This window comes from Planococcus beigongshangi, from assembly GCF_016820495.1.
In the GTDB taxonomy this organism is placed as follows: domain Bacteria; phylum Bacillota; class Bacilli; order Bacillales_A; family Planococcaceae; genus Planococcus; species Planococcus beigongshangi.
In genome coordinates, this window is sequence record NZ_JADHDU010000004.1 from 22,431 (window position 1) to 43,655 (window position 21,225).

A 21,225-nucleotide genomic window follows, 5' to 3' on the forward strand; every position below is an offset into this window, starting at 1 on the left:
GATGAGGAAAATGGAAACGATGTTAACGGTGGAAGGGCTCGGCAAATCGTTCAAAGACAAACGGATCATCGGGAATATTTCATTCGAAGTGAAAAAAGGGGAAATCATGGCGCTGCTCGGGCCGAACGGAGCGGGCAAATCGACGACGATCCGCAACATCATGGGCATCATGTATCCCGATGAAGGATCGATCACATTCCATAACAGTAAAGGGAAAGGGATCCCGCGGAATAAAATCGGCTACCTGCCGGAAGAACGCGGGCTCTACAAGAACGTCAAAGTCATGGATATCTTATTGTATCTGGCGGAATTGAAAGATTATCCGCTCGACCGCGCCAAACAGCGCGCGCTCGATTATTTGAAGAAGTTCGGCCTTGAAGGAAAAGACAAAGTGTCGGTCGAAGAACTGTCAAAAGGAATGGGGCAGAAAGTGCAGTTCATCGCAGCCATTATTCATGAGCCGGAACTGCTGATCCTGGATGAGCCGTTTTCAGGGCTCGACCCGGTGAGCCAGGAACTGTTCAAAGAAGAAATCCGTTCACTGGCAGCAAACGGCACAGCAATCCTATTGTCATCCCACCAGATGAATCTCGTCGAAGAAATGGCGGACCGCTTGTTCCTGATCCACCGCGGCACGCGCGTCATCTACGGACCGCTCAGCGAAGTTAAAAAGGAATACGCCAATTTCAAATGCTCGATCAACGGGACCAACAGCTTGGAGCTGCTCGAAAGCCTGCCGGAAGTCGAGCGGGTTCAGCAGAACGGTGAATCGGCTGTGCTGTATCTGTCCAAACACATCCAGCCTGCTGTCTGGCTGAAAAACCTTCCAGCCGAACTGGACATCCAGGAATTGTCGATCGACCGGATTTCACTGCATGAAATCTTCATCGATATCGCCACGGATAAAAATTTGCTGAAGGAAGGGGCTGAACTGCATGCGTAACACGATGAAAGTCGCCAGATGGGAAATCAAACGGAACCTCAAAAACAAATCGTTCATTATCGGCATGTTCCTGACGCCGATCATCTTCCTGGCGTTCCTGTTGCTGCCGGATTTATTCAGCTCAGACGAGGAAGCGGCAACAACGAAAGTCTATGTCAATGAAGAGCTCGGTGTTTACGAGCAATTGGAAGCGGCCGCGGCCAATACCGAATGGCGGATGGAACAGACGGACGTGACGGAACAAGAGACGGAAGCGGCGCTTGGTACCGAAGAAGATGCCGCCTATGTCTTCATCGATGAAGAATCGGTCGAAACCGGCCAAGTCACGGTCTATACCAATGAAGAAACAAGCTCCGCTTTCATGGACGAAGTGCAGATTCTCGGCGGTCCATTGCAGATGCTGCAGATTGAACAGCTGGGCCTGACCCCTGAAGAAGCAGGGATTGTCGCGCAAGGAATCGTCTTTGAAGACGCGGCTGTAGCATCGGACGACGAAGGCCTGTTCAGCGAAAACATGCTGAAACGCGTGATTCCAGGTGCGTTCGCCGCAGTCGTGATGCTGTCCATCGTCTTCACAGGAATGGCGATCTTCCAAAGCGCATCCCAGGAGAAAAAAGATAAGATCGCCGAAATCATCCTGTCATCGCTGACACCGGCGGACTTGATGCAAGGCAAGATCATCGGCTATTTCGTCCTCGGACTCGTGCAAGTCGTCGTCTTTATCGTCATCGCGCTGCCGGTGCTCATCTGGAAAATCGACTTTCCGGTCATCGAGTATCTGCTTGTGCCGGAACTGTTGGTGCTATTGCTCATTGCGATTCTCGGCTACCTGCTGTACGCGGCGCTGTTTGTCGGAATCGGCGCAACGATGGCCGACATGTCGACGGCCGGAAACTTCCAGGGCTTCGTCATGATGCTTCCGTTCAGCCCATTCCTGTTCATCGGTCCCGTATTCAGCGATCCGAGCGGATTCTTTGCCCAGCTCGGCAGCTATATCCCGTTTACGTCGCCGGGCGTCCTGATCCTGCGCCTGTCGCTGCTTGAGGAATGGCCGTGGGTGGAAATCATCATCGCCATCGCCGTTCTCATCGTCAGCGTATGGATCTTCATGAAACTCGCCGGTAAAGTCTTCCAGACCGGCATTCTCATGTACGGCAAGAACGCCACGCCGGGTGAAATCTGGAAATGGATCCGTGCATGATGGAATAAAAGAAGGGATTCCGGTATGATAATGGGAAAAATAAGGAATTGAAGGAGGAAGGGCGGATGCTGGAAACCCCTTTTGGAAAGGTCCAGGTTTTGGTGAGTGACGAGGACTGGCGGCCGATTGAAGCGGACATTGCTTTTAGAGAAAAAGAAATCGAGGAGCGGTTTCCGGTGGATGGCCGGTGGCTGATTGAAGTCCGGATGACGCCGCAAGAGACACAGCGCCATGTTTTCACCATCCGTTTCACGCCTTCTCTGATTATTTCCGATACAGACATCGAAACAGGTGAAGCGCTGGAACTGAAAAGCTGGTTCAGCGGTAACTTGAAATGGAGTCTGGGAGCGGTGGACGAAGACTGGCTCCGGGTGTTGCGGAAAGTGGAGTTGACGAAAGTGGAATACTTGGACCACGGAATTACGTTGCAGATTGACGGCATTCCCGCGGGAGAGGATTTCATGCTGCCGTTTGGGGTGGCGTGGAAAGAGCTGCAGGATCGGGAAGAAGAAGAACATCACACCTGGTTCGCGGCTGCTCCGGCGGATATGTACCCGCCGAAATGGCTGCAGCAGGAAGAAAACTGATTCACCTATGGCCTTTCCGGCACTCTTGGGATAAGCTTTTCCTGAGAGTGTTTTTATTGGATCAAGTTTATTTAACAATTGGAGGTTATTTCAATGAATGAATTACCGAATTGCCCGAAATGCAACTCAGAATATGTCTATGAAGATGGAATATTGTTAGTGTGCCCGGAATGTGCGCATGAGTGGACACCGGGAGCAGAAAATGCGTCTGAAGAAACGAAAGTCGTCAAAGATGCGAATGGCAACGTGCTGCAGGACGGAGATTCCGTCACGGTCATCAAGGACTTAAAAGTGAAAGGCAGTTCGTCTGTGCTGAAACAGGGGACACGTGTGAAAAGTATCCGCCTGGTCGACGGTGACCACGATATCGACTGCAAGATCGACGGCTTCGGACCGATGAAATTGAAGTCTGAGTTTGTGAAGAAGGGGTAAATGGGGATTCTGAAGTATATTATCCTTTTCGCCATAACTGTAGCATTGAGCTATCTATATAATACGTATACACCAAAAACCTGGCTGGCAATCGTGCCGGCGATTCCGGCAGCGATTATGCTTATCTTTTTTTCAAGGGATTTGGAGAAAAAGCGGAAAGATTAAAAAGAGGCTGATTCCGAAATGGAATCAGCCTCTTTTTCGTGTGTTCTATTATATTCCGGCTGGTGCTGGATTCCCGTATAGCCGCGCAATATCTGCCGCCGGAAGCGGCCGGTTGAACAGATAGCCTTGCGCCTGATTGCAGCTGCGCTCTTTCAGGAAGTTCAGCTGTTCATCGGTTTCGACACCTTCTGCGATAACATTCAATCCCAGATTATGCGCCATACGGATGATGGTGTCGACAAGAGCGGCATCTTTCATGTCGAGATGAATATTGCGCGTGAAATATTGGTCAATTTTCAAGGTGTTAATCGGAAACAGCTTCAGATAGCTGAGCGACGAATAGCCGGTGCCGAAATCATCGATCGTTAAATGGACGCCCATTGCTTTCAGCTCATTCATGGTCTTGACCGCACTCGCTGCTCCCTGGATGCTGCTTTCTGTCAGCTCAAGTTCCAGATATTGCGGTTCAAGGCCAGAATCCGTCAACGCGCTTTGGACCAGGCCGCACAAGTTCGCTTGAGAAAACTGCCGCGCTGAAATATTGATGGCCACGCGAAACTTCGGCAGGCCCGCATCCTGCCAAGCTTTGTTCTGGAGACAAGCGTTGCGCATCACGAATTCGCCGAGTTGAATAATCGTCCCCGATTCTTCTGCAATCGGGATGAATTCACCCGGAGAAATCGGTCCCATATGCGGGTGGAGCCATCGGACAAGGGCTTCAACACCGATGATATCACCTGAGTTGATATCGATTTGCGGCTGATAATTGATGGTGAACTCTCCGCGTTCAAGTCCTTTTCGCAGACCGATGGCGATTTTCGACCGGCGCGCCACTTCTTCGTTCATTTTGTTTGTGAAGAACTGGAAATTATTCTTGCCTTCCTCTTTCACCCGGTACAGTGCGAGATCGGCGTTTTTGATCAGCGTCTCCGCATCCTGCCCGTCTGAAGGATACAGGCTTATGCCGATCGAAGGCGTGATGAACAATTCTTCACCGCTGAAATGGAAGGGTTTATTAAAGCATTCCAGAATCTGTCGTGCATAATTTGAAGCTTGAGTATAATCTGTTTCAGGCAATAAAAGAATGAACTCATCTCCGCCAAGACGTGAAATCGTGTCTTTTTCCGAAGCCTGATGCAGCAGACGTTCGGTTATTTCCTTGAGTAATTGATCGCCGATTGCATGGCCGAGCATGTCATTGACGAGTTTGAAATGGTCGATATCCAGATAAAGCAGCGAAAACAGTTGCTGATCTCTGGCTGCCCGGACAAGTAGAGTGTCTAGACGGTCATTGAACAGACGGCGGTTCGGCAAGCCGGTCAGCGGATCAAGATAGACAAGGCTGCTGATTTTTTCGTCCGCCTGTTTCCGTTCCGTAATATCACGGATGATGCCGCTGAAGAACACACCTGTTTCTGTTTCCCAAGTGCCGAGGGACATTTCGATCGGGAATTCGCTCCCGTCTTTCCGAACCCCTTCGAGTTCCAATGTTTTGCCGATGACGCGAGGTTGTTTCATGTCGAAATAACGTGTCATTCCTGCTTCATGTCTTTTACGGATACGTTCAGGGATGATCACTTGCAGGCTTTCACCGATCACCGTTTCTTTGGTATGGCCGAAAATGCGTTCAGCGCCTTGATTCCATTGGATAATGAGGCCTTTATGATCCGTTACGATGATGGCGTCTTTTGCCGATTCGATGACGGATTGGAATTTCAGTTCGTATTCATCGGTTTGAGCTGAAATCCGACGGTCGATGCGCACACTGTTGTGGGCAAGGATCAGCAGTAGCAATGTGCCAAGTCCGACAGTATAGCCGAGAGATAAGCTGTTGATAGAAGAGGCCTCTCTGTGCCCGTGGTCGACAAGGGGAGTGAATGTCGCTGCCGCCATTCCGATATAATGCATGCCGATGACCGCAAATCCCATCAGGACGGCACTGCCGACTTTCTGCCAATGAAACCCCGTGAGTTGGCGCAAACGGAACAATAAGAAAAGCGCTGCGAGGGAGCCGGTAAAGGCAATTACAGCAGAAAGTGAAAAAAGGACAGGGTTATAGGTGATGGCAGCCCCTATCTGCATCGCTTCCATCCCGATATAATGCATCGAAATAATCCCCGTGCCAATAAATACTGCACCGATCAGAAGCCGTTTCACCGAAACTGGGGGACGGCTGACAAGGTAAAAAGCAATCCAGCAGGATACCAAGGCCGGTACAGTTGAAAGGATGACGACAGGTACACTATAGGTGACTTCCATCGACATATGAGAAGCAAGCATGGCGATAAAGTGCATAGACCAAATTCCGAGCCCCATGACAAGGGCACCGGAAATTATCCATTTCCATTTCGCGCGATTCTTGGAAATTGCCAAACGGCTGCTGATATCAAGGGCCACGAAGGAAGAGAAGATGGCAATAGCGATGGATAAAAAAACCAGTGGCCAATTATATGAAAATGATAAAGTCTCGATAATAAACAACTCTTTCTGCATTAAAGGATATAATTCATGGCAAATGGAAGACCTAATGATTTTTTGGGAATAATATGGATGTTTTTAAGTTGCACTAATGGTTATTTGCTTTTAAGAAGTGTTTAGCTTACATAAGATAGCACAGGTATGGGCTTTTTTCACTATTTGAGTAGAAATAAATATAAATTAAGTTGATTTATTTTAAGCTGTCTGGAAATATGAGTTTATTCTATCGGTTTCATTGCCATCCGCCAAAATGCGTAATCCCGTCTTTCGGGACAGCAATTATGATAAAATGAGTTAACGGAAAATTCTTTCAACTATTCAGGAGGCAGATGTGATGAAGAAGACATCTACGGTGGTGCTGACGATGGCAAGGCGTTTACAGGCGAGTCCGGCAGATGTGTATAAAGCCTGGACGAAACCGGAGCTGATGAAAAAGTGGCTGTTTACGGCAGAAGAAACGAACCGGATGGCGCGCAATGATTTTAAGATCGGCGGCAGATGGGAGATCGTCGATTTCCGGGAAGGCAAGGAATACCGGGCTACAGGTGAATATCTGGAGATCGACCCGCCGCACCGTCTCATATTCAGTTTTGAAATGCCGCAGTTCAATGACTTGCAGGACAGGATCATCGTCTGGGTTTCGCCTGTCCAGGATGCCTGCGAAATGACGTTCAAACAGGAAATCGTCGTGCCGCATGAAGACGGCTGGACAGATGAAGATCTTCAGAATGCGATGAACGAATTCAGCGGAGCGTCGGAAGAAGGCTGGGACCGGATGTTTGAGAACTTGAAGCAATTGGTGGAAACCGGTGAAATCCGGATGGGTGAAAATAGCTGAAGCCATAAAGGCTGATGGAATAAATTGCAAAGAGCAGGTGGAAGAAATGGAAGCGCCGAGAGATATACTCGTTGTATGGCGGCAATTTGACAATTTTCCAATGGAAACGCTGACGAAAGCGTGGACGCATGCAAAAGGGGTTCCGGGACAGCGGGACGTCGAAACGATGGAGCGGCATCGTGAAAAATATGGCATCACCGGCAATTGTTTTGACTTGGCCATCTGGCTGCTGGAAGCCTTTAAGGAAGGGGGAATCGAGGCGTATCCAATCGGCAGTGAGCTCGGTACGGGGGATGATCATGCAGCGGTTATGGCTGTCGACGGCAAGGGGCGCAGGTTCCTGTGCGATTTGGGTGACCAGTGGCTTCAGCCGATTCTCATTGACGGCGATGACCCGGCTTATACGGATGAGAAATTGTCGGGATTTTTCCCCGGGGCAGAAGTGCAGCTGATTTCGGGGAAAGAAAATTTCAAAGTGATTTATCACCGGCCGAACGGCAAATTTTCAACTCAGGTTTATTCGTCTGAGCCAGTGCCCATGAAAGATTTCCTGGCAGCCGCTGAAATTTCACAGAATAACGTGTACCCAAAGCCGTTGCTGGAAGTGCGTTTGCCATGGGAAAATGAGACCGCCCACTGGGAGTTCGATGATTGGAAAAGTTTTTTAAGCACGAGCAAAGGGCTTTACGAAGATCCGCCCCTCTATACCGTCGATGACTGGGTGGGACGGATTCATGACCGAACAGGCTTTGACAAGGCGGTCTTGAAAGAATCACTGGAATATTTCAAGAAGCTCAGAAAAGAAACTGCTTCCTGAAGCCGTTCGGGATTTGAAACAGAAAGAGGCTGATGGAATGGAGATGGAACGGATTGCCGCCTGTGACGAAAACGGCAAAGCAATTGGAGTGAGGTCGCGTGATGAAATCCACAGGACAGGCTTGTGGCACGAAACGTTCCATTGCTGGATTGTGGAAATGACGGACGAAGCGCCCTTGATTCACCTGCAATTGCGAAGCAGCGACAAAAAGGATTTTCCGGGTTTGCTGGATATCAGTGCCGCGGGCCATATCCTGGCACATGAAACGGTTGAAGACGGCGTACGTGAGATCGTTGAAGAGCTCGGGATTGAAGTGGGCTTTGATGAGCTGATCCCGCTCGGAATCATCAAAGACCGGCTCACCGTGCAAAATTTCATCGACAACGAAAGATGCCATGTCTTCTTATATAAGACGGAAGAAGGGCTGGACAATAAATATGAGTTCCAGAAAGAAGAAGTGGCGGGCATGTTCAAATTCGACTTTCTGGAATTTATTGAATTGAGCAGTGGCCACGTGGCACATATTGAAAGCAGAGGCGAGATTTCAGCAGCTGGCAAATTGCTGCGCCGGCAGATCGGACTGTCGGATCTTGTGCCGCACGAACCGGCTTATTTGAAGGAAGTAGTCGACAGGATTCAAAAAGCGCTGCTGATTCACCGATGAAATGAAAGACAGCCCGGTCCAAGGAAAAGGGATTCGGGCTGTCTTATTTCATGTGCGCTTAAACAATTTCCGAAACCTTCGTCGGCACGATGCCGGCTTCCTGCAGCGATTTGGCTATTTTTTCGGCAACTGCCAAAGCATTTATACCGTCTCCGTGAATGCAGATGGTATCGGCCTTTAAGGAAACTTCTGTTCCAGCGGTAGTCATTACTTTTCCTTCACGGACCATCCGGATGGCTCGGTCGATTGCTTCATTTGGACTGGTGATCAGGGCATGGGGTTCTGAACGGGGCGTCAATGAGCCGTCCGCCTGATAGCTGCGATCGGAAAATACTTCGCTCACGGTACGCAATCCGACTTTCTTGCCAGCTGCAATCAATTCACTGCCGGCAAGCCCGAATAAAATCAGTGCCGGATTCACGTCATAGACCGCTTCGGCAATGGCTTCGGCGTACAGAGGATCTCGGGCAGCCGTATTATACAGGGCGCCGTGGGCTTTGACGTGCTGCATGAGCCCGCCCTCTGCAGCGACGAATCCGGATAAAGCACCAACCTGATAGACAATGAGGTCATAGATTTCCTGTGCCGGCAATTGGAAATTGCGGCGTCCGAAACCCGGCAGATCCTGGAATCCGGGATGGGCACCGATGGCTACATCCTTTTCAAGCGCCAGCCGGACAGTCTTTCGCATGGTCGCCGGGTCGCCGGCGTGAAAACCGCAGGCAATGTTGGCGGAAGTGACATAATCGAGAATTTCTTCGTCTTGCCCCAATTTGTAAACTCCGAAGCTTTCTCCCATATCGCAGTTCAAGTCCACTTTAAAGGTCATTTCAATGCCTCCCATTTCAATCGAATCGCCCTTTTCAGGCAGCTTATCCTTCTTTCCTGCAAACGCAGCTGACGTTGTGCCTCTTCTACGCTCACTTTTTTGAAACGAATGGAATCGCCCGGCTTCAGCTGGCTGACGAGCGGCAAATCGGCGGTAATGACTTCTGCGATTTTCGGATAGCCGCCGGTCGTTTGGCGATCTGCCATCAGGATGATCGGGTTGCCGTCAGCTGGCACCTGGATCGAACCGAAAGCAACGGCTTCCGAAACCAGTTCCTGTTTTTCCGAGAGAGCCAATTGAGAGCCGTTGAGCCGGCAACCCATGCGGTCGGAGTGGGGACTTAGAGAAAATGGTTCTGAAAAGAAACATTTCCGGCTGTCTGCTGCAAACAAGTCAAATTGGCGGCCAGCGGTCACGCGGATTACGGGTTCTGCAGAATAGACCGGTGCTGGGACCGACCAGGCAGTTTTTTGGTCGCTGGATTCGTTTCTGCCATTTTCCCCGCCGACCGCCAAACGATCTCCTTGGGTTAATGCACGCCCCTGATAACCACCGATTGCCGCCCGCAGATAAGTGGAGCGGCTGTTCATCACTAGCGGAACATCAATGCCTCCGGCAACAGCCAGATAGCATCTGCTGCCGGCTGTTGGCTTACCGAACGTCAGGGTTTGGCCCTTTGCGACTGCAACTGGCCGCCATGAATCAGCAGTTTCTCCGTCTAATTGAGGACTCAGGTTGCCCCCGCAAATGGCAATGAGGGTGTCTTCTTCAAACTGGATTTCGGGGCCGATCAATTGGATCTCGATAGCCGCCGCATTTTCTTCATTGCCGACCAGGAGATTGGCGATTCGGAATGCAAAAGGATCCATTGCGCCGGCTGCTACGACTCCGTACTTCTGGAACCCGCTGCGGCCAAGATCCTGTACAGTTGTCTGCAAGCCACCCTTACGTATCGTCAGCATTTATATCGGCCTCCATCGTCTGGAATACATCTTCTGAAATTTGCCGGAAAATGATCTTGTCTCCAGTCCGCAGCAGGCCTGGATTCTTCTTGTTCGGCGTAAAAAGAGGAAGTGGTGTGCGTCCGATCAGCTGCCAGCCGCCAGGAGTGGAAATCGGATAGACGCCTGTCTGGTTGCCGGCGATTCCGACGCTGCGCGCGGGAATCTGCATTCTCGGCGTTTCCCTGCGCGGTGCCGCAATTTTTTCAGACATGCCGCCGAGATAAGGAAACCCGGGGGCAAAACCGATCATATGGACTGTGTATGTTTCTTCTAGATGAATGCGAATCACTTCTTCGGCGCTCAAGCCGTTATGCTGTGCCACAAATTCAAGGTCAGGGCCATAGCTGCCGCCGTAGCAGACGGGGATTTCGACGGTGCGGGACAAAGGCGGCTTCATTTCGGAAGCTTTCTCCAGAAGCGCTGCCAGATCGGTTTCTGCTTCATTGTACAGGAGGAGAAGTGGGTTATAAAAAATCGTTATGGTAGTAAACGCTGGAATAAATTCAGTCATCCAGTGGGGTGGATTCGCTTCGAGCACAGATGTGATGGCTTTTATTTGATTATGCGTATCTTCATTTATGGCATTGCCGAGTTCAATGATAATGGCCTGGTCGCCGAGTGGGGAAAATGAATAAGCCATTAAGCAACTCTCCATTCTAAAATTATTTGACTATTCTTTAAGTATAGAGCTATTGGAAAGCAGGTGGAAGGAAGAGTAAGGAAGAAATTCATTAATTTTGGCGAGTTGGGAGTAAATAAAAAATCCGTAAAAGAGGAGCCCTCCCGGTTCATCTTTTTGCTACTGTTTTGCCGAGTCGATCGTAAATCCAAAATCGGCAGCCAATCGGCCTTGGTTTTATTCCATATGAATAAAATATCTGTATTTTCTGTAAATATAAATTGACCACCCTGGTCGACTGGGTATATAATGAAGTCGACCAAGGTGGTCTACTGAAGAGGCGGGTGAAGTAAATGGAGAAATTTAAAGGCCTTGACGAAGAAAAGCAACAGAAAATCCTGGATGCCTCCTTAAAGGAATTTGCCGAGCATGGATATGAAAAGGCTTCGACAAACCGGATGGTGAAAGAAGCCGGCATCGGCAAAGGGATGCTGTTCTATTATTTCAACAGCAAAAAAGATCTTTATGAATATTTGGTGGAATACAGCCTGGATTTCACTGTTGAAAAATACTTTAATCAGGTGGATACCAGCGAGACCGATTTCATTGAACGTTTGAAACAAACGGCGCAGGTGAAAACGAAGGCCCAGACAGAAAATAGGAATGTCTTCAATTTTTTAAGTACGTATATGCTTTCAACAGAAATCAAAGTGCCGGCTCGTCTGCAGAAGAAATACGAATATATGCAGGAGATGGGGAACAGAATGATTTATGAAGGAATTGACCTGACATTGTTCCGGGATGACGTTAACGTGGAGAAAGCGTTCAAGCTGATTCGCTGGTCGATAGAAGGCTACCAGAATGAACTGCTGCACAGCCTGCAAGGACAGAATATGGCTCAGGTTGATTTCGCGCCGTATTGGGAAGAGTTTTACGCTTATATGGAGATTCTGAAAAAAAGTTTCTATAAAGAAGGGGAGCGGGAACAATGACTGTTTTGAAAACGGCCGGCTTGACCAAGAAGTTTGGGGATTTCACTGCGCTTGACGGGGTGGATATCGAAGTGGGGGAAGGAGAGGTATACGGTTTCATCGGCCCGAACGGAGCGGGAAAATCGACGACCATCCGTGTGCTGCTCGGCATTTTGAAAGCGACAGAAGGCCAGGCGACGATTTTCGGCAAAGATGCCTGGAAGGATGCTGTCGAAATTCACAAGCGCGTCGCTTATGTTCCGGGTGACGTCAATCTCTGGCCGAACCTGACGGGCGGTGAAGTCATCGACCTGTTCATCAAATTGCGCGGCGGCAACAATGGATCACGTCGTGAAGAATTGATTCGCAGATTCGATCTCGACCCGGGCAAGAAATGCCGGACGTATTCCAAAGGGAACCGCCAGAAAGTTGCGCTCGTCGCTGCCCTTGCCTCTGATGCGGATCTGTATATTCTGGATGAACCCACTTCAGGGCTTGATCCGTTGATGGAAAGGGTTTTCCAGGAATGTATCAGCGAAGCGAAAGCGGAAGGGAAAAGCATCCTGCTGTCGAGCCATATCCTATCGGAAGTCGAAAAGCTGTGCGACAAAGTGGCGATTATCCGGCAAGGAAAAATCATTGAAACAGGCACGCTGAAAGAACTGCGGCATTTGACGGGCACCATGCTGCTGGTGGAAACGAAAGAACCGATGCCGCAATTGCATGAACTGAAAGGCGTCCGGGGCATCGAACAAAAAGACGGGGCATTGTCGTTCCAGGTGGATCAGGAGGAGCTGGATCATGTCATCCGCTACGTCAGCGGCTTCGGTATCGTCCGCATGGAAAGCGCGCCGCCGACTTTGGAAGAATTGTTCATGCGTCATTATGAAGGGGCAGGAACGGGAGGCGCAGTCTGATGGATAATCATTATTTCAGCGGCACCGGAAGCTTAAGCCGCTTTATCCTTCGCCGCGACAGAATCCGCATGCCGATATGGATTTTCAGTTTTGTCTTCGCGACGGTCGTCATTGCGGTCGCTTTTATCGGCCTTTATGAAAATGCGCAGGAGCGGCAGACCATAGCGGCCACTATGGAAAATCCGGCGATGACGGCGATGGTCGGCCCGGGATACGGTCTCGACAATTACACGGCCGGGGCGATGATGGCGCACCAGATGCTGCTGATGACCGCAGTGGTCGTCGGGCTGATGAGCGTGCTGCTCGTGATCCGCCATACACGGACAGATGAAGAAGAAGGCCGCATTGAAATGGTGCGGTCGCTGCCGGTGGGCCGGCTGGCCAATGTCACAGCGACATTAGCCGTCTTGTTTCTGATCAACATCGTGCTGGCGGTTCTCACAGGAATCGGTCTGTATGCGCTGAATATCGAGAGCATGGATCTGGAAGGCTCCTTTCTTTACGGTGCGGCGCTCGGTGCAACCGGCATGGTTTTCGCGTCGATGACGGCGGTCTTCGCCCAGCTTTCACACAACGCCAGAAGTGCGCTCGGATTGTCAATCGGCTTTTTGCTGGCGGCCTATATCATCCGGGGAATCGGCGATGTAGGAAACGGATTCCTTTCCTGGTTCTCGCCGCTCGGCTGGATTGTCCGGTCGGAAGTGTATGTCAATAATTTATGGTGGCCGATTTTATTGACGGTGGGAGCAGCGGTTGCACTCGGCGGTCTCGCGATGTATCTGAATTCCATCCGCGATCTGGGTGCCGGTTTTCTTCCGGCGAGAGCCGGGAAAGTCCACGCATCCCGGTTTTTGCAGGGACCGTTCGGGCTCGCATTCCGGCTTCAGCGCACCGGTTTTATTGCCTGGGCAATCGGCATGTATGTGCTGGGTGCTTCCTACGGCTCTGTGATGGGCGATATGGAATCCTTCTTTGCAGATGTTGAAATTATGAAAGATCTGCTTGTTCCGATGGAAGGCTTTTCCCTTGTTGAGCAATTTGTTCCGACGCTGATGGCTGTCATGACGATCATCGGCACGATTCCGGTTCTTATGGCCATTTTGAAGTTGAAAGGCGAAGAGAAAAATGGCCGGATCGAACATGTCTTGGGCAGAGCCGTATCGAGAAATCGTTTGCTTGGGAGCTACTTGCTCATTTCGATAATGGCAAGCTTCGTGATGCTGTCCCTGGCGGGGTTAGGTCTCGGAACCGTGGCGGATGCCATGATGGAGGAAGGCTTTGATGTGGCCATGGCATTTCAGGCGGCCCTCGCTTATCTGCCGGCTGTATGGGTGATGATCGGGCTGACTGTGCTGCTGATTGGCTGGCTGCCGAAATTCACCGGTTTCATCTGGCTGTATCTGACTTTCTCTTTCTTCGTCATCTATCTCGGAAGCTTGTTCCAATTGCCTGAGTGGGTGGAAAAAGGGACGCCTTTCGGCTACGTTTCCGCTATTCCACTGGAAGGCTTCGACTGGCTTCAGGCAGCGCTGCTGACTGGAGTCGCCGCCGTGCTGATCGTTGCCGGGTTCATTGGATACAATAAAAGGGATATCGGCAATTGAATCGTTCAATTGAAGCTGCCACGAAGCGCAACTGCGTTTCAAGGCAGTTTTTATTTTTTGGGGGAAAAAGAGGAATAAACCGGTAATGGCCGGCCTGAAAACGGGTATGGATGAACAACGGGATTAGCCGGTTTACCATCAGTAAATCCATTGCAGCCCTCAGGTATTAAATCCATCATTCCAAAGGAGTTGATCGTATGTATCCGAATTTGGCAGGCAAGACGGCGATTGTCACAGGTGCATCGAAAGGCATTGGCAAAGGGATTGCCGAACGTTTCGGCAAAGAAGGGATGAATGTCATCGTGGATTATCTATCGGATCCGGCCAGTGCGGAAGATACAAAAGCAACTATCGAATCTAATGGCGGCAAGGCCGTCACGGTGCAGGCGGATGTATCCGGAGAAGAAGGAGTCCGGAAATTGATGGAGACCGCCATAAGCGAATTCGGCTCGCTTGATGTATTGGTCAATAACGCCGGGTTCAGCGAAGGTGCCCCGACAGAAGAGCTGACGCTGGAAAACTGGCAGCGCGTTCTCGATGTCAATCTGACCGGCGCTTTCATAGCGAGCCGCGAAGCCGTCAAGTATATGACGGACCATAGCATCAAAGGAAGCATCATCAATATCACCAGTGTTCACCAAACGATTCCGAAAGTGGAAAATGCACATTACGGCGTCACCAAAGCCGGCCTCCGGATGCTGACGGAAACGATGGCTTTGGAATATGCAGCACAGGGGATCCGGATCAATGCCATCGGTCCGGGGACAATCGATACGCCGGCGAATCCGGTTCATGAACAAGATGAAGAGGAGAAAGAGAAGACGCTGGCGAAAATCCCGATGAAAAAAGTGGGTGTGCCGGCGCAGATAGCGGCAGCGGCAGCCTGGCTTGCTTCATCGGAAGCAGATTATGTCACAGGGGCGACGCTTTTTGTGGATGGCGGCATGACGCTTTATCCTTCACAATTGAATAATTAGTGGAAATGCTAATGAAAAGCTGAAGAAGCGGTCGGGTACCGCTACTCGGCTTTTTTATTTATTATTATTTCAATAAAATTACAACTGGATATGAACTAAGTACCTAATTTGTTGGAATAGACAGATTTGTAGAAATAATTGATCAAAAATGATTGATTTTTTAAATAAAGCATGTATTATTACATTATGCAATATATCGCATAACGTTTTCTAAATTCTTTTATTATACTAAAATCGTATAAAGGAATTCAGGCAAGCAAAGGAGAAAAGAACTCGGGAGGAATGAAGATGGACAGTAAATTATCGTTTAAGTCGTATGCAGTTGTTGGAATGATGTTGTTCGCATTATTTTTTGGAGCAGGTAACCTGATTTTCCCGGCACAATTGGGCCAGTATTCAGGAACTGCGGTGTGGGTGGCGATTCTCGGATTTTTGATCACAGGTGTAGGTTTGCCGCTTCTGGGAATTCTGGCGATCGGCTATTCGAAAAGCAATGATCTTCAGGATCTGTCGAGTCGTGTACATCCGGTCTATGGTGTTCTTTTCACTTCACTGCTCTATTTGACAATCGGACCGTTCTTCGCACTTCCAAGAACGGGAGCAGTCGCTTATGAAGTGGGAATCGCGCCGTTCGTCAGTGACGGTTCAATCGGCACATTCCTTCTGATTTTCTCACTTGTTTTCTTTGCCATTGCATTATTTATCTCATTGAATCCTTCCAAAATCGTCAACAGTGTCGGCAAATTCCTGTCGCCGGCGATCCTGGTGACGTTGGCGGTCCTGCTGGTTGCCGCATTCTTCGCGCCAATGGGCGAAGCGGGTGCTCCTCAGGGAGGCTATCTCGATAATGCGTTCATGACCGGTTTCCTTGAAGGTTATAACACGATGGACGCGCTGGCTTCATTGGTATTCGGCATCATCGTGATCGCGGCTATCCGTAAAATGGGCGTCAATTCACCAAAAGGCGTTCTCAGCGCGACACTGAAAAGCGGGCTTGTGGCCGCTGTTTTATTGGCAGTCGTCTATGCGGGAATCGCTGTTCTTGGTTCGACGAGCACAAGTACACTAGGTTTGCTTGAGACGGGCGGACCGGTTCTCAGCGGCGCTTCCGCTCATTACTTCGGCACGTTCGGTGCGTTATTGATCGCTGTCATCATTACACTTGCCTGTTTGACGACAGCCATTGGCCTGATTGTCGCCAATGCGGAGTATTTCCATAAACTGATCCCTAAAGTAAGCTATAAAGTATTTGTCGTCTTTTTCTCTGTTTTCGCACTGGTCGTTACGAATGCAGGTTTGGCCAATATCATCACATTCTCGATTCCTGTGTTGATGTTCCTCTACCCTTTGGCTATCGTGCTGATCCTGTTGGCATTCACGTCACCGCTGTTCAATCACGCACGTGCCGTTTATGTAGCGACGATTACGGTTACATTCTTCATCGCCGTCGTTGATGGACTGAAAACTTTGACTGGCACGCTTGAAGTGGCAAATCCAGCTTGGCTGCAGGCGGTCATCGACACGTACAGCGCAATTCTTCCATTGTACAATGAAGGGCTTGGGTGGTTATTGCCGGCTGTCGCAACAATCATCGTCACAGCGCTGATTGTTCCGGGCAGTAAAGCGGCAAGAGTGCAAGCTGTAAGAAATTAAAAATGATAATGAAAAAGCTGTCCGGGAAGCAGATGCTTCCCGGACAGCTTTTTTGTGCAGAGATCAATTCTTTGCATTCAATTCTTCAATTGAACGGATCCAATTATTTTTGGTCAGTAACGACAGGCCTTCGACGTCTTTATCCTTGAAAGCCTGGATGATTTGGTCATGTTCAATCCGCGAAGCATCAGACAGTTCCAATGAAAAATGGAAGAATTGCCTTCTGACATGGGATTGCAGGCGGCTGAGCATAGTCGTGATATAAGGGTTTTGGGCCGCTTCAATAATGACCCTGTGAAACTCTTCGTCGATTTTCAGCGCATTGAAGCCATCTTTTTGTTTGATCGCTTCGGCGAGGCGCCGATTCGCTTCTTCAAGCCGCCCAATCTGTTCTTCATTGATATTGGGAGCTGCCAGCTCTGCGGCTAATGCCTGCAATACAGCAAGAGGAGGCAGCAGGTGCTTGATGTCTTCTTTTTGGATCTGGGTGACGGTGGTGGCTTTGCCGGGAATCATTTTCACGAAGCCCACCACTTCGAGCAGCTGAAGCGCTTCACGGATAGGTGTCCTGCTCAAACTCAGCGCCTGGGCAAGCTCGATATCAGTCAGTTTTTCGCCGGGCTGCAGGGTGCCATCGATGATCCATTGCTCCAATTGGTAATAAGCACTTTCTTTGGCATTCATGCGGACAGGCTTTGAATGGTTTATTGGAATCGGCATGCGAAATCTTCCCTTTCTAAAAACAGCTGTTACTCTTTATTATACGCTACAGGAAAAGAAATAGCAGTCACGAATATGCAGTATATCGCGAATTTTCGTTCATTTAAATCAGGTGAAACAGCCAGGCGAACAAGGGCGCAAGAAATGAACCGAAAATCGCGCTCAGCGACATGGCGACAGAACTGACGGAAGCTTCACGCGCTCCGTATTCCAGCGCTTTCGCGGTGCCGATCCCGTGTGCGGAAGCACCGTAGCCCATGCCGAGGCCGATGGCTGTGTCAATATGCAGCAAACGTAAAACAGCGGGGCCGATGATGATGCCCGTAAATCCGGCAATCATGACAAACACTGCCGCAAGGGAAGGGATGCCGCCGATTTGCTCGGCTATTTCCATGGCCACGGGTGAAGTGATTGATTTAGGCAGCAGGGACGAAACGAGTACATCGGAAAAACCCAATGATTTTGCCAGGGTAATGCCCGTAGTAAGACCGATCATCACGCCGGCAAGCGTGCCGGTGAAAATCGGCATGAGATTCTCGAACAGCAATTTCCGCTGCTTATATAAAGGGATCGCCAAGGCAACGACAGCAGGCCCGAGAAGCCGGTCGATCCATTCGCCTCCAACCATGTAGGCATTGTACGAAACATCTGTGAACGAAAGGAACAGGATGATGAGGGATGTTGCAGTCAGCGCCGGCATTAACACCGAGTAATGGAATTTTAGATAAAGCAGATTCATGAAAAAATAAATGCCGACAGTTAACGCGATGAAAAAAACGGCAAGTAAGAATGGCTGCATCAGCTGAGCTCCTTTCCTGCTTCAGAGCGCCGGCTTAAATATTGGCTGGTCAATCCGGAGCCGGCCATCGTCAGTATAGTGCTCAGAATCAGCACGACGATCAGTAAGACCCCTTTGCCGGTGAATACATCGAAGTAATCCACGATACCGACTGTGGCAGGGATAAAGAACAGCGGCAAAAAAGCCAGCAGCAAAGTGGCTCCCGAATCCACCCAGCGGAGGGGGAAAAGCTTCAATGATAATGCGGTGAACATCAGTATCAAACCGAGGATGCTGCCTGGCAGCGGGATGCTGAATAATTCGCGCAGCAATTGCCCCAATATGAAAAAACCGTATAGAAAACCGATCTGCAGCAATAATACAAGCAGTTTCAAAGTGGCCGCCCCTTTCCTGAGTGATGGATAACCTTAATAAGCTATTTTACCCCATTCCCTTTGAAAAGCGATAGAACGAAAACGGGAATTGAGTTCTGACTGAAACTTCCTTTCATTAGAACCGTATAGTAGAAAAACGAATGGAGGAATGGACATGAGCAATTATACGATCCGGGAATTTATTGAAAAGACAAGGCAGGATGAACGTGAAAACGATTATTTCGAGCTGGAGACGGAGCGGATCCTGGAAGTGAATCTGGACGGCATGGTATGGGCTAAAACAGGCTCAATGATTTCCTATACCGGCCAGATTAAATTTGCGCGTGAAGGTGTCATGGAACACGGACTCGGCACCATGTTCAAAAAAGCGCTGACGGGCGAAGGCACATCATTGATGAAAGCGAACGGGCAAGGGCGCTTATATCTGGCGGATCAGGGCAAGAAAATCACCATTTTCGAATTGAACAACGAAACTATCACGGTGAACGGCAATGACCTGCTGGCTTTTGAGCCCGGCATCGAATGGGAGATAAAACTGATGCGCAAAGTGGCAGGGATGATGGCCGGCGGTCTTTCCAACGTTACCTTGAAAGGCAAAGGGCGCGTGGCGATCACGTCCCATTATGAACCGCTGACATTATTGGTGAAGCCGGGGCAGCCTGTCATCACGGATCCGAACGCAACAGTCGCCTGGTCCGGCAATCTGACACCGGAATTCCGCACGGACGTCAGTTTCCGTACGTTCATCGGACGCGGCAGCGGGGAATCGATCCAAATGGAATTCCAGGGGGACGGATTTGTCATCGTCCAGCCTTTTGAGGAAGTGTATACGGCATCAAACGGTTCTTCCTGAATCCGTTTCGGCACGATAAAATGAGGGAATAAAATGAATGATTGAAAAAGCCGGGGAAATGCTTGTGATTTCTCCGGCTTTTTACATCTTATCAACAATCTGTAAATTCATTCAGCTTACCGTTTTTAAAAAAGACAGACATTTTTGAAATTGCTCTTTTCATCAGTTGCTTTTTACTTTGAGTATTTGTAACATGGCTAATGTAATGCATTGAATCAGAAGGTGCAAGGACTGTTCAATCTAAATGCTTACGTCCACAGGAGGAACCCGGATGGATACAAAATTGGACTTTAAAACTTATCTTATAATCGGCATGATGCTGTTCGCTTTATTTTTTGGAGCTGGAAACCTCATTTTCCCTGCGCAACTCGGGCAATATGCAGGGACGGAAGTCGGTATCGCCATTCTTGGCTTTCTGATTACCGGAGTCGGACTGCCGTTGCTCGGCATTTTAGCGCTCGGATTTTCAAAGAGCGACGATCTGCGCGACCTTTCAAGCCGCGTCCATCCGATTTATGGGTTGATCTTTACGGCTATGCTGTATTTGACGATCGGCCCGTTTTTTGCCTTGCCGCGTACCGGAGCGGTGGCCTATGAAATTGGCATCGCGCCGTTCACAGGCAGCGGTTCAAGTGCAACTGCGCTGCTTGTCTTTTCTCTCATCTTTTTTACAATTGCGCTGGCGCTGTCATTGAATCCCCTGGAAATTGTCAATAAGATCGGTAAAGTCCTGTCGCCGGCTATTCTGGTAACTTTAGCGGTATTGCTTGTGGCCGCTTTTATCATGCCGATGGGGAGTATCGGAACGCCGCAGAACAATTATATGGACAATGCTTTCCTGACCGGATTTCTGGAAGGCTATAACACAATGGATGCACTCGCATCCCTCGTTTTTGGCATCATTGTAATCTCCTCCGTCCGTAAACTCGGAGTGAGCTCGGCAAAAGGTGTCCTGGCGGCGACGATGAAAAGCGGCATAATTGCGGCTGCGCTATTAGCCACCGTTTACGGCGGAATCGCTTATCTGGGAGCTACAAGTACTGACACGCTGGGCTTTTTCGACACAGGCGGACCTGTGTTAAGCGGAGCATCTTCCCATTATTTCGGGACATTCGGCATGCTGCTGTTGGCAGTCATCATCACACTGGCCTGTTTGACGACAGCCGTCGGACTGATCGTGGCAAATGCCGGATTTTTCAACAAGCTGATGCCGAGGATCAATTATAAGATCTTTGTCGTGATTTTTTCTGTTTTTTCATTGATTGTCGCGAATGCAGGGCTTGCCAATATCATCGCTTTTTCAATTCCCGTCCTGCTGTTCCTGTATCCGCTGGCTATCGTTTTGATCCTGCTCGCTTTTCTGTCCCCATTATTCAAACACCGCAGATTTGTGTATGCGACGGTTACCATTGTCACTTTTTTCATCGCCATCATCGATGGCATGAAAGCCCTTACAGATTCGATTGAAGTGGAAAACCCGGGCTGGCTGCAGGGGATCATCGACTTTTATGCTGCCAATCTGCCTTTGTACAATGAAGGGCTCGGCTGGCTGCTGCCGGCTTTGGCGGCTATTCTCATCACTGGCATCATTGCCCGTTTCAGCAGTAAAGAGGGATCGGTCTCAGCAAACCATCCAAACCATTAAAAAGGTGCATCCAAACTGTTCCGTAACCCGAGGGTGCCGAAACAGTTTTTAATTTGGGGGAAATGCTGCTCCCCAACCCCTGTTTGACGAGGATAGATTAGGGAATAGGATAATACAATAATATTCAGGAAGGGG

22 protein-coding genes are annotated in these 21,225 nt (G+C 49.5%); 15 read left to right on the plus strand and 7 right to left on the minus strand.

The window, feature by feature from the left end; all coding sequences use genetic code 11:
• Positions 1-10: 10 nt before the first annotated feature.
• The 5 genes from IQ294_RS10130 (at position 11) to IQ294_RS10150 (ending at position 3,328) form a co-directional block, all read left to right on the plus strand.
• Positions 11-943: an ABC transporter ATP-binding protein gene (locus IQ294_RS10130; protein WP_203333932.1), complete on the plus strand. Its 933-nt coding sequence runs from the start codon at positions 11-13 to the stop codon at positions 941-943.
• Positions 936-2,144: an ABC transporter permease gene (locus IQ294_RS10135; RefSeq protein WP_203333933.1), complete on the plus strand. Its 1,209-nt coding sequence runs from the start codon at positions 936-938 to the stop codon at positions 2,142-2,144. The genes IQ294_RS10130 and IQ294_RS10135 overlap by 8 nt, the downstream gene beginning before the upstream one ends.
• Before the next feature lie 65 nt (positions 2,145-2,209).
• Entirely contained in the window at positions 2,210-2,731 is a 522-nt protein-coding gene (locus tag IQ294_RS10140; protein ID WP_203333934.1) for a hypothetical protein, read from the plus strand.
• A gap of 93 nt (positions 2,732-2,824) precedes the next feature.
• Entirely contained in the window at positions 2,825-3,163 is a 339-nt protein-coding gene (locus IQ294_RS10145) for a zinc ribbon domain-containing protein YjdM (protein ID WP_203333935.1), read from the plus strand.
• Positions 3,164-3,328, plus strand: coding sequence for a hypothetical protein (locus IQ294_RS10150; protein WP_203333936.1), 165 nt, complete (start codon positions 3,164-3,166; stop codon positions 3,326-3,328).
• A 48-nt stretch (positions 3,329-3,376) separates the two neighbouring features.
• On the opposite strand, the gene IQ294_RS10155 is transcribed toward IQ294_RS10150, so the two are convergent.
• Complete coding sequence (locus IQ294_RS10155) at positions 3,377-5,644, minus strand: bifunctional diguanylate cyclase/phosphodiesterase (RefSeq protein ID WP_238942771.1); 2,268 nt, start codon at positions 5,642-5,644, stop codon at positions 3,377-3,379.
• A 496-nt stretch (positions 5,645-6,140) separates the two neighbouring features.
• On the opposite strand from IQ294_RS10155, the gene IQ294_RS10160 reads away from it, so the two are divergent.
• From IQ294_RS10160 to IQ294_RS10170, 3 genes are read left to right on the plus strand one after another with little or no spacing between them, the layout of a single operon-like run.
• The gene (locus IQ294_RS10160) at positions 6,141-6,644 is read left to right on the plus strand and encodes an SRPBCC family protein (protein ID WP_203333938.1); all 504 of its coding nucleotides are present in this window, start codon (positions 6,141-6,143) and stop codon (positions 6,642-6,644) included.
• A gap of 46 nt (positions 6,645-6,690) precedes the next feature.
• Positions 6,691-7,461 (plus strand): hypothetical protein, encoded by a 771-nt coding sequence (locus IQ294_RS10165; RefSeq protein ID WP_203334222.1) that lies wholly within the window; start codon positions 6,691-6,693, stop codon positions 7,459-7,461.
• Between the two features lie 37 nt (positions 7,462-7,498).
• On the plus strand, positions 7,499-8,125 hold the full coding sequence (locus IQ294_RS10170) for an NUDIX hydrolase (RefSeq protein ID WP_203333939.1): 627 nt from the start codon (positions 7,499-7,501) through the stop codon (positions 8,123-8,125).
• A 58-nt stretch (positions 8,126-8,183) separates the two neighbouring features.
• On the opposite strand, the gene IQ294_RS10175 is transcribed toward IQ294_RS10170, so the two are convergent.
• From IQ294_RS10175 to pxpB, 3 genes are read right to left on the minus strand one after another with little or no spacing between them, the layout of a single operon-like run.
• Entirely contained in the window at positions 8,184-8,954 is a 771-nt protein-coding gene (locus IQ294_RS10175; protein ID WP_203333940.1) for a LamB/YcsF family protein, read from the minus strand.
• Positions 8,951-9,916: a 5-oxoprolinase subunit C family protein gene (locus IQ294_RS10180; RefSeq protein WP_203333941.1), complete on the minus strand. Its 966-nt coding sequence runs from the start codon at positions 9,914-9,916 to the stop codon at positions 8,951-8,953. The genes IQ294_RS10175 and IQ294_RS10180 overlap by 4 nt, the downstream gene beginning before the upstream one ends.
• Positions 9,900-10,598, minus strand: a complete 699-nt coding sequence (gene pxpB, locus IQ294_RS10185) for a 5-oxoprolinase subunit PxpB (protein ID WP_203333942.1) — start codon at positions 10,596-10,598, stop codon at positions 9,900-9,902. The genes IQ294_RS10180 and pxpB overlap by 17 nt, the downstream gene beginning before the upstream one ends.
• A gap of 332 nt (positions 10,599-10,930) precedes the next feature.
• Between pxpB and IQ294_RS10190 the strand changes: the two genes are divergently transcribed.
• The 5 genes from IQ294_RS10190 to brnQ (IQ294_RS10210) all read left to right on the plus strand — a co-directional run bounded on the left by IQ294_RS10190 (position 10,931) and on the right by brnQ (IQ294_RS10210) (position 16,699).
• The gene (locus tag IQ294_RS10190; RefSeq protein ID WP_203333943.1) at positions 10,931-11,569 is read left to right on the plus strand and encodes a TetR/AcrR family transcriptional regulator; all 639 of its coding nucleotides are present in this window, start codon (positions 10,931-10,933) and stop codon (positions 11,567-11,569) included.
• Positions 11,566-12,465, plus strand: a complete 900-nt coding sequence (locus IQ294_RS10195; protein WP_203333944.1) for an ABC transporter ATP-binding protein — start codon at positions 11,566-11,568, stop codon at positions 12,463-12,465. The genes IQ294_RS10190 and IQ294_RS10195 overlap by 4 nt, the downstream gene beginning before the upstream one ends.
• Positions 12,465-14,069, plus strand: coding sequence for an ABC transporter permease (locus IQ294_RS10200; protein WP_203333945.1), 1,605 nt, complete (start codon positions 12,465-12,467; stop codon positions 14,067-14,069). The genes IQ294_RS10195 and IQ294_RS10200 overlap by 1 nt, the downstream gene beginning before the upstream one ends.
• 197 nt (positions 14,070-14,266) lie before the next feature.
• A complete protein-coding gene (locus IQ294_RS10205) occupies positions 14,267-15,046 on the plus strand; it encodes a glucose 1-dehydrogenase (protein WP_203333946.1) in 780 nt (259 codons plus the stop codon).
• Positions 15,047-15,334: 288 nt separating this feature from the next.
• A complete protein-coding gene (gene brnQ / locus IQ294_RS10210; RefSeq protein WP_203333947.1) occupies positions 15,335-16,699 on the plus strand; it encodes a branched-chain amino acid transport system II carrier protein in 1,365 nt (454 codons plus the stop codon).
• A gap of 63 nt (positions 16,700-16,762) precedes the next feature.
• Here brnQ (IQ294_RS10210) and IQ294_RS10215 read toward each other — a convergent pair whose 3' ends face one another.
• The 3 genes from IQ294_RS10215 to IQ294_RS10225 all read right to left on the minus strand — a co-directional run bounded on the left by IQ294_RS10215 (position 16,763) and on the right by IQ294_RS10225 (position 18,592).
• The gene (locus IQ294_RS10215) at positions 16,763-17,419 is read right to left on the minus strand and encodes a GntR family transcriptional regulator (protein ID WP_203333948.1); all 657 of its coding nucleotides are present in this window, start codon (positions 17,417-17,419) and stop codon (positions 16,763-16,765) included.
• A gap of 103 nt (positions 17,420-17,522) precedes the next feature.
• The gene (locus tag IQ294_RS10220; protein WP_203333949.1) at positions 17,523-18,218 is read right to left on the minus strand and encodes an LrgB family protein; all 696 of its coding nucleotides are present in this window, start codon (positions 18,216-18,218) and stop codon (positions 17,523-17,525) included.
• Entirely contained in the window at positions 18,218-18,592 is a 375-nt protein-coding gene (locus tag IQ294_RS10225; protein WP_203333950.1) for a CidA/LrgA family protein, read from the minus strand. The genes IQ294_RS10220 and IQ294_RS10225 overlap by 1 nt, the downstream gene beginning before the upstream one ends.
• 154 nt (positions 18,593-18,746) lie before the next feature.
• On the opposite strand from IQ294_RS10225, the gene IQ294_RS10230 reads away from it, so the two are divergent.
• Together IQ294_RS10230 and brnQ (IQ294_RS10235) are read left to right on the plus strand one after the other, a co-directional pair.
• Positions 18,747-19,445, plus strand: a complete 699-nt coding sequence (locus IQ294_RS10230) for an AIM24 family protein (RefSeq protein ID WP_203333951.1) — start codon at positions 18,747-18,749, stop codon at positions 19,443-19,445.
• A gap of 271 nt (positions 19,446-19,716) precedes the next feature.
• Entirely contained in the window at positions 19,717-21,090 is a 1,374-nt protein-coding gene (gene brnQ / locus IQ294_RS10235; RefSeq protein WP_203333952.1) for a branched-chain amino acid transport system II carrier protein, read from the plus strand.
• Positions 21,091-21,225: the final 135 nt, after the last annotated feature.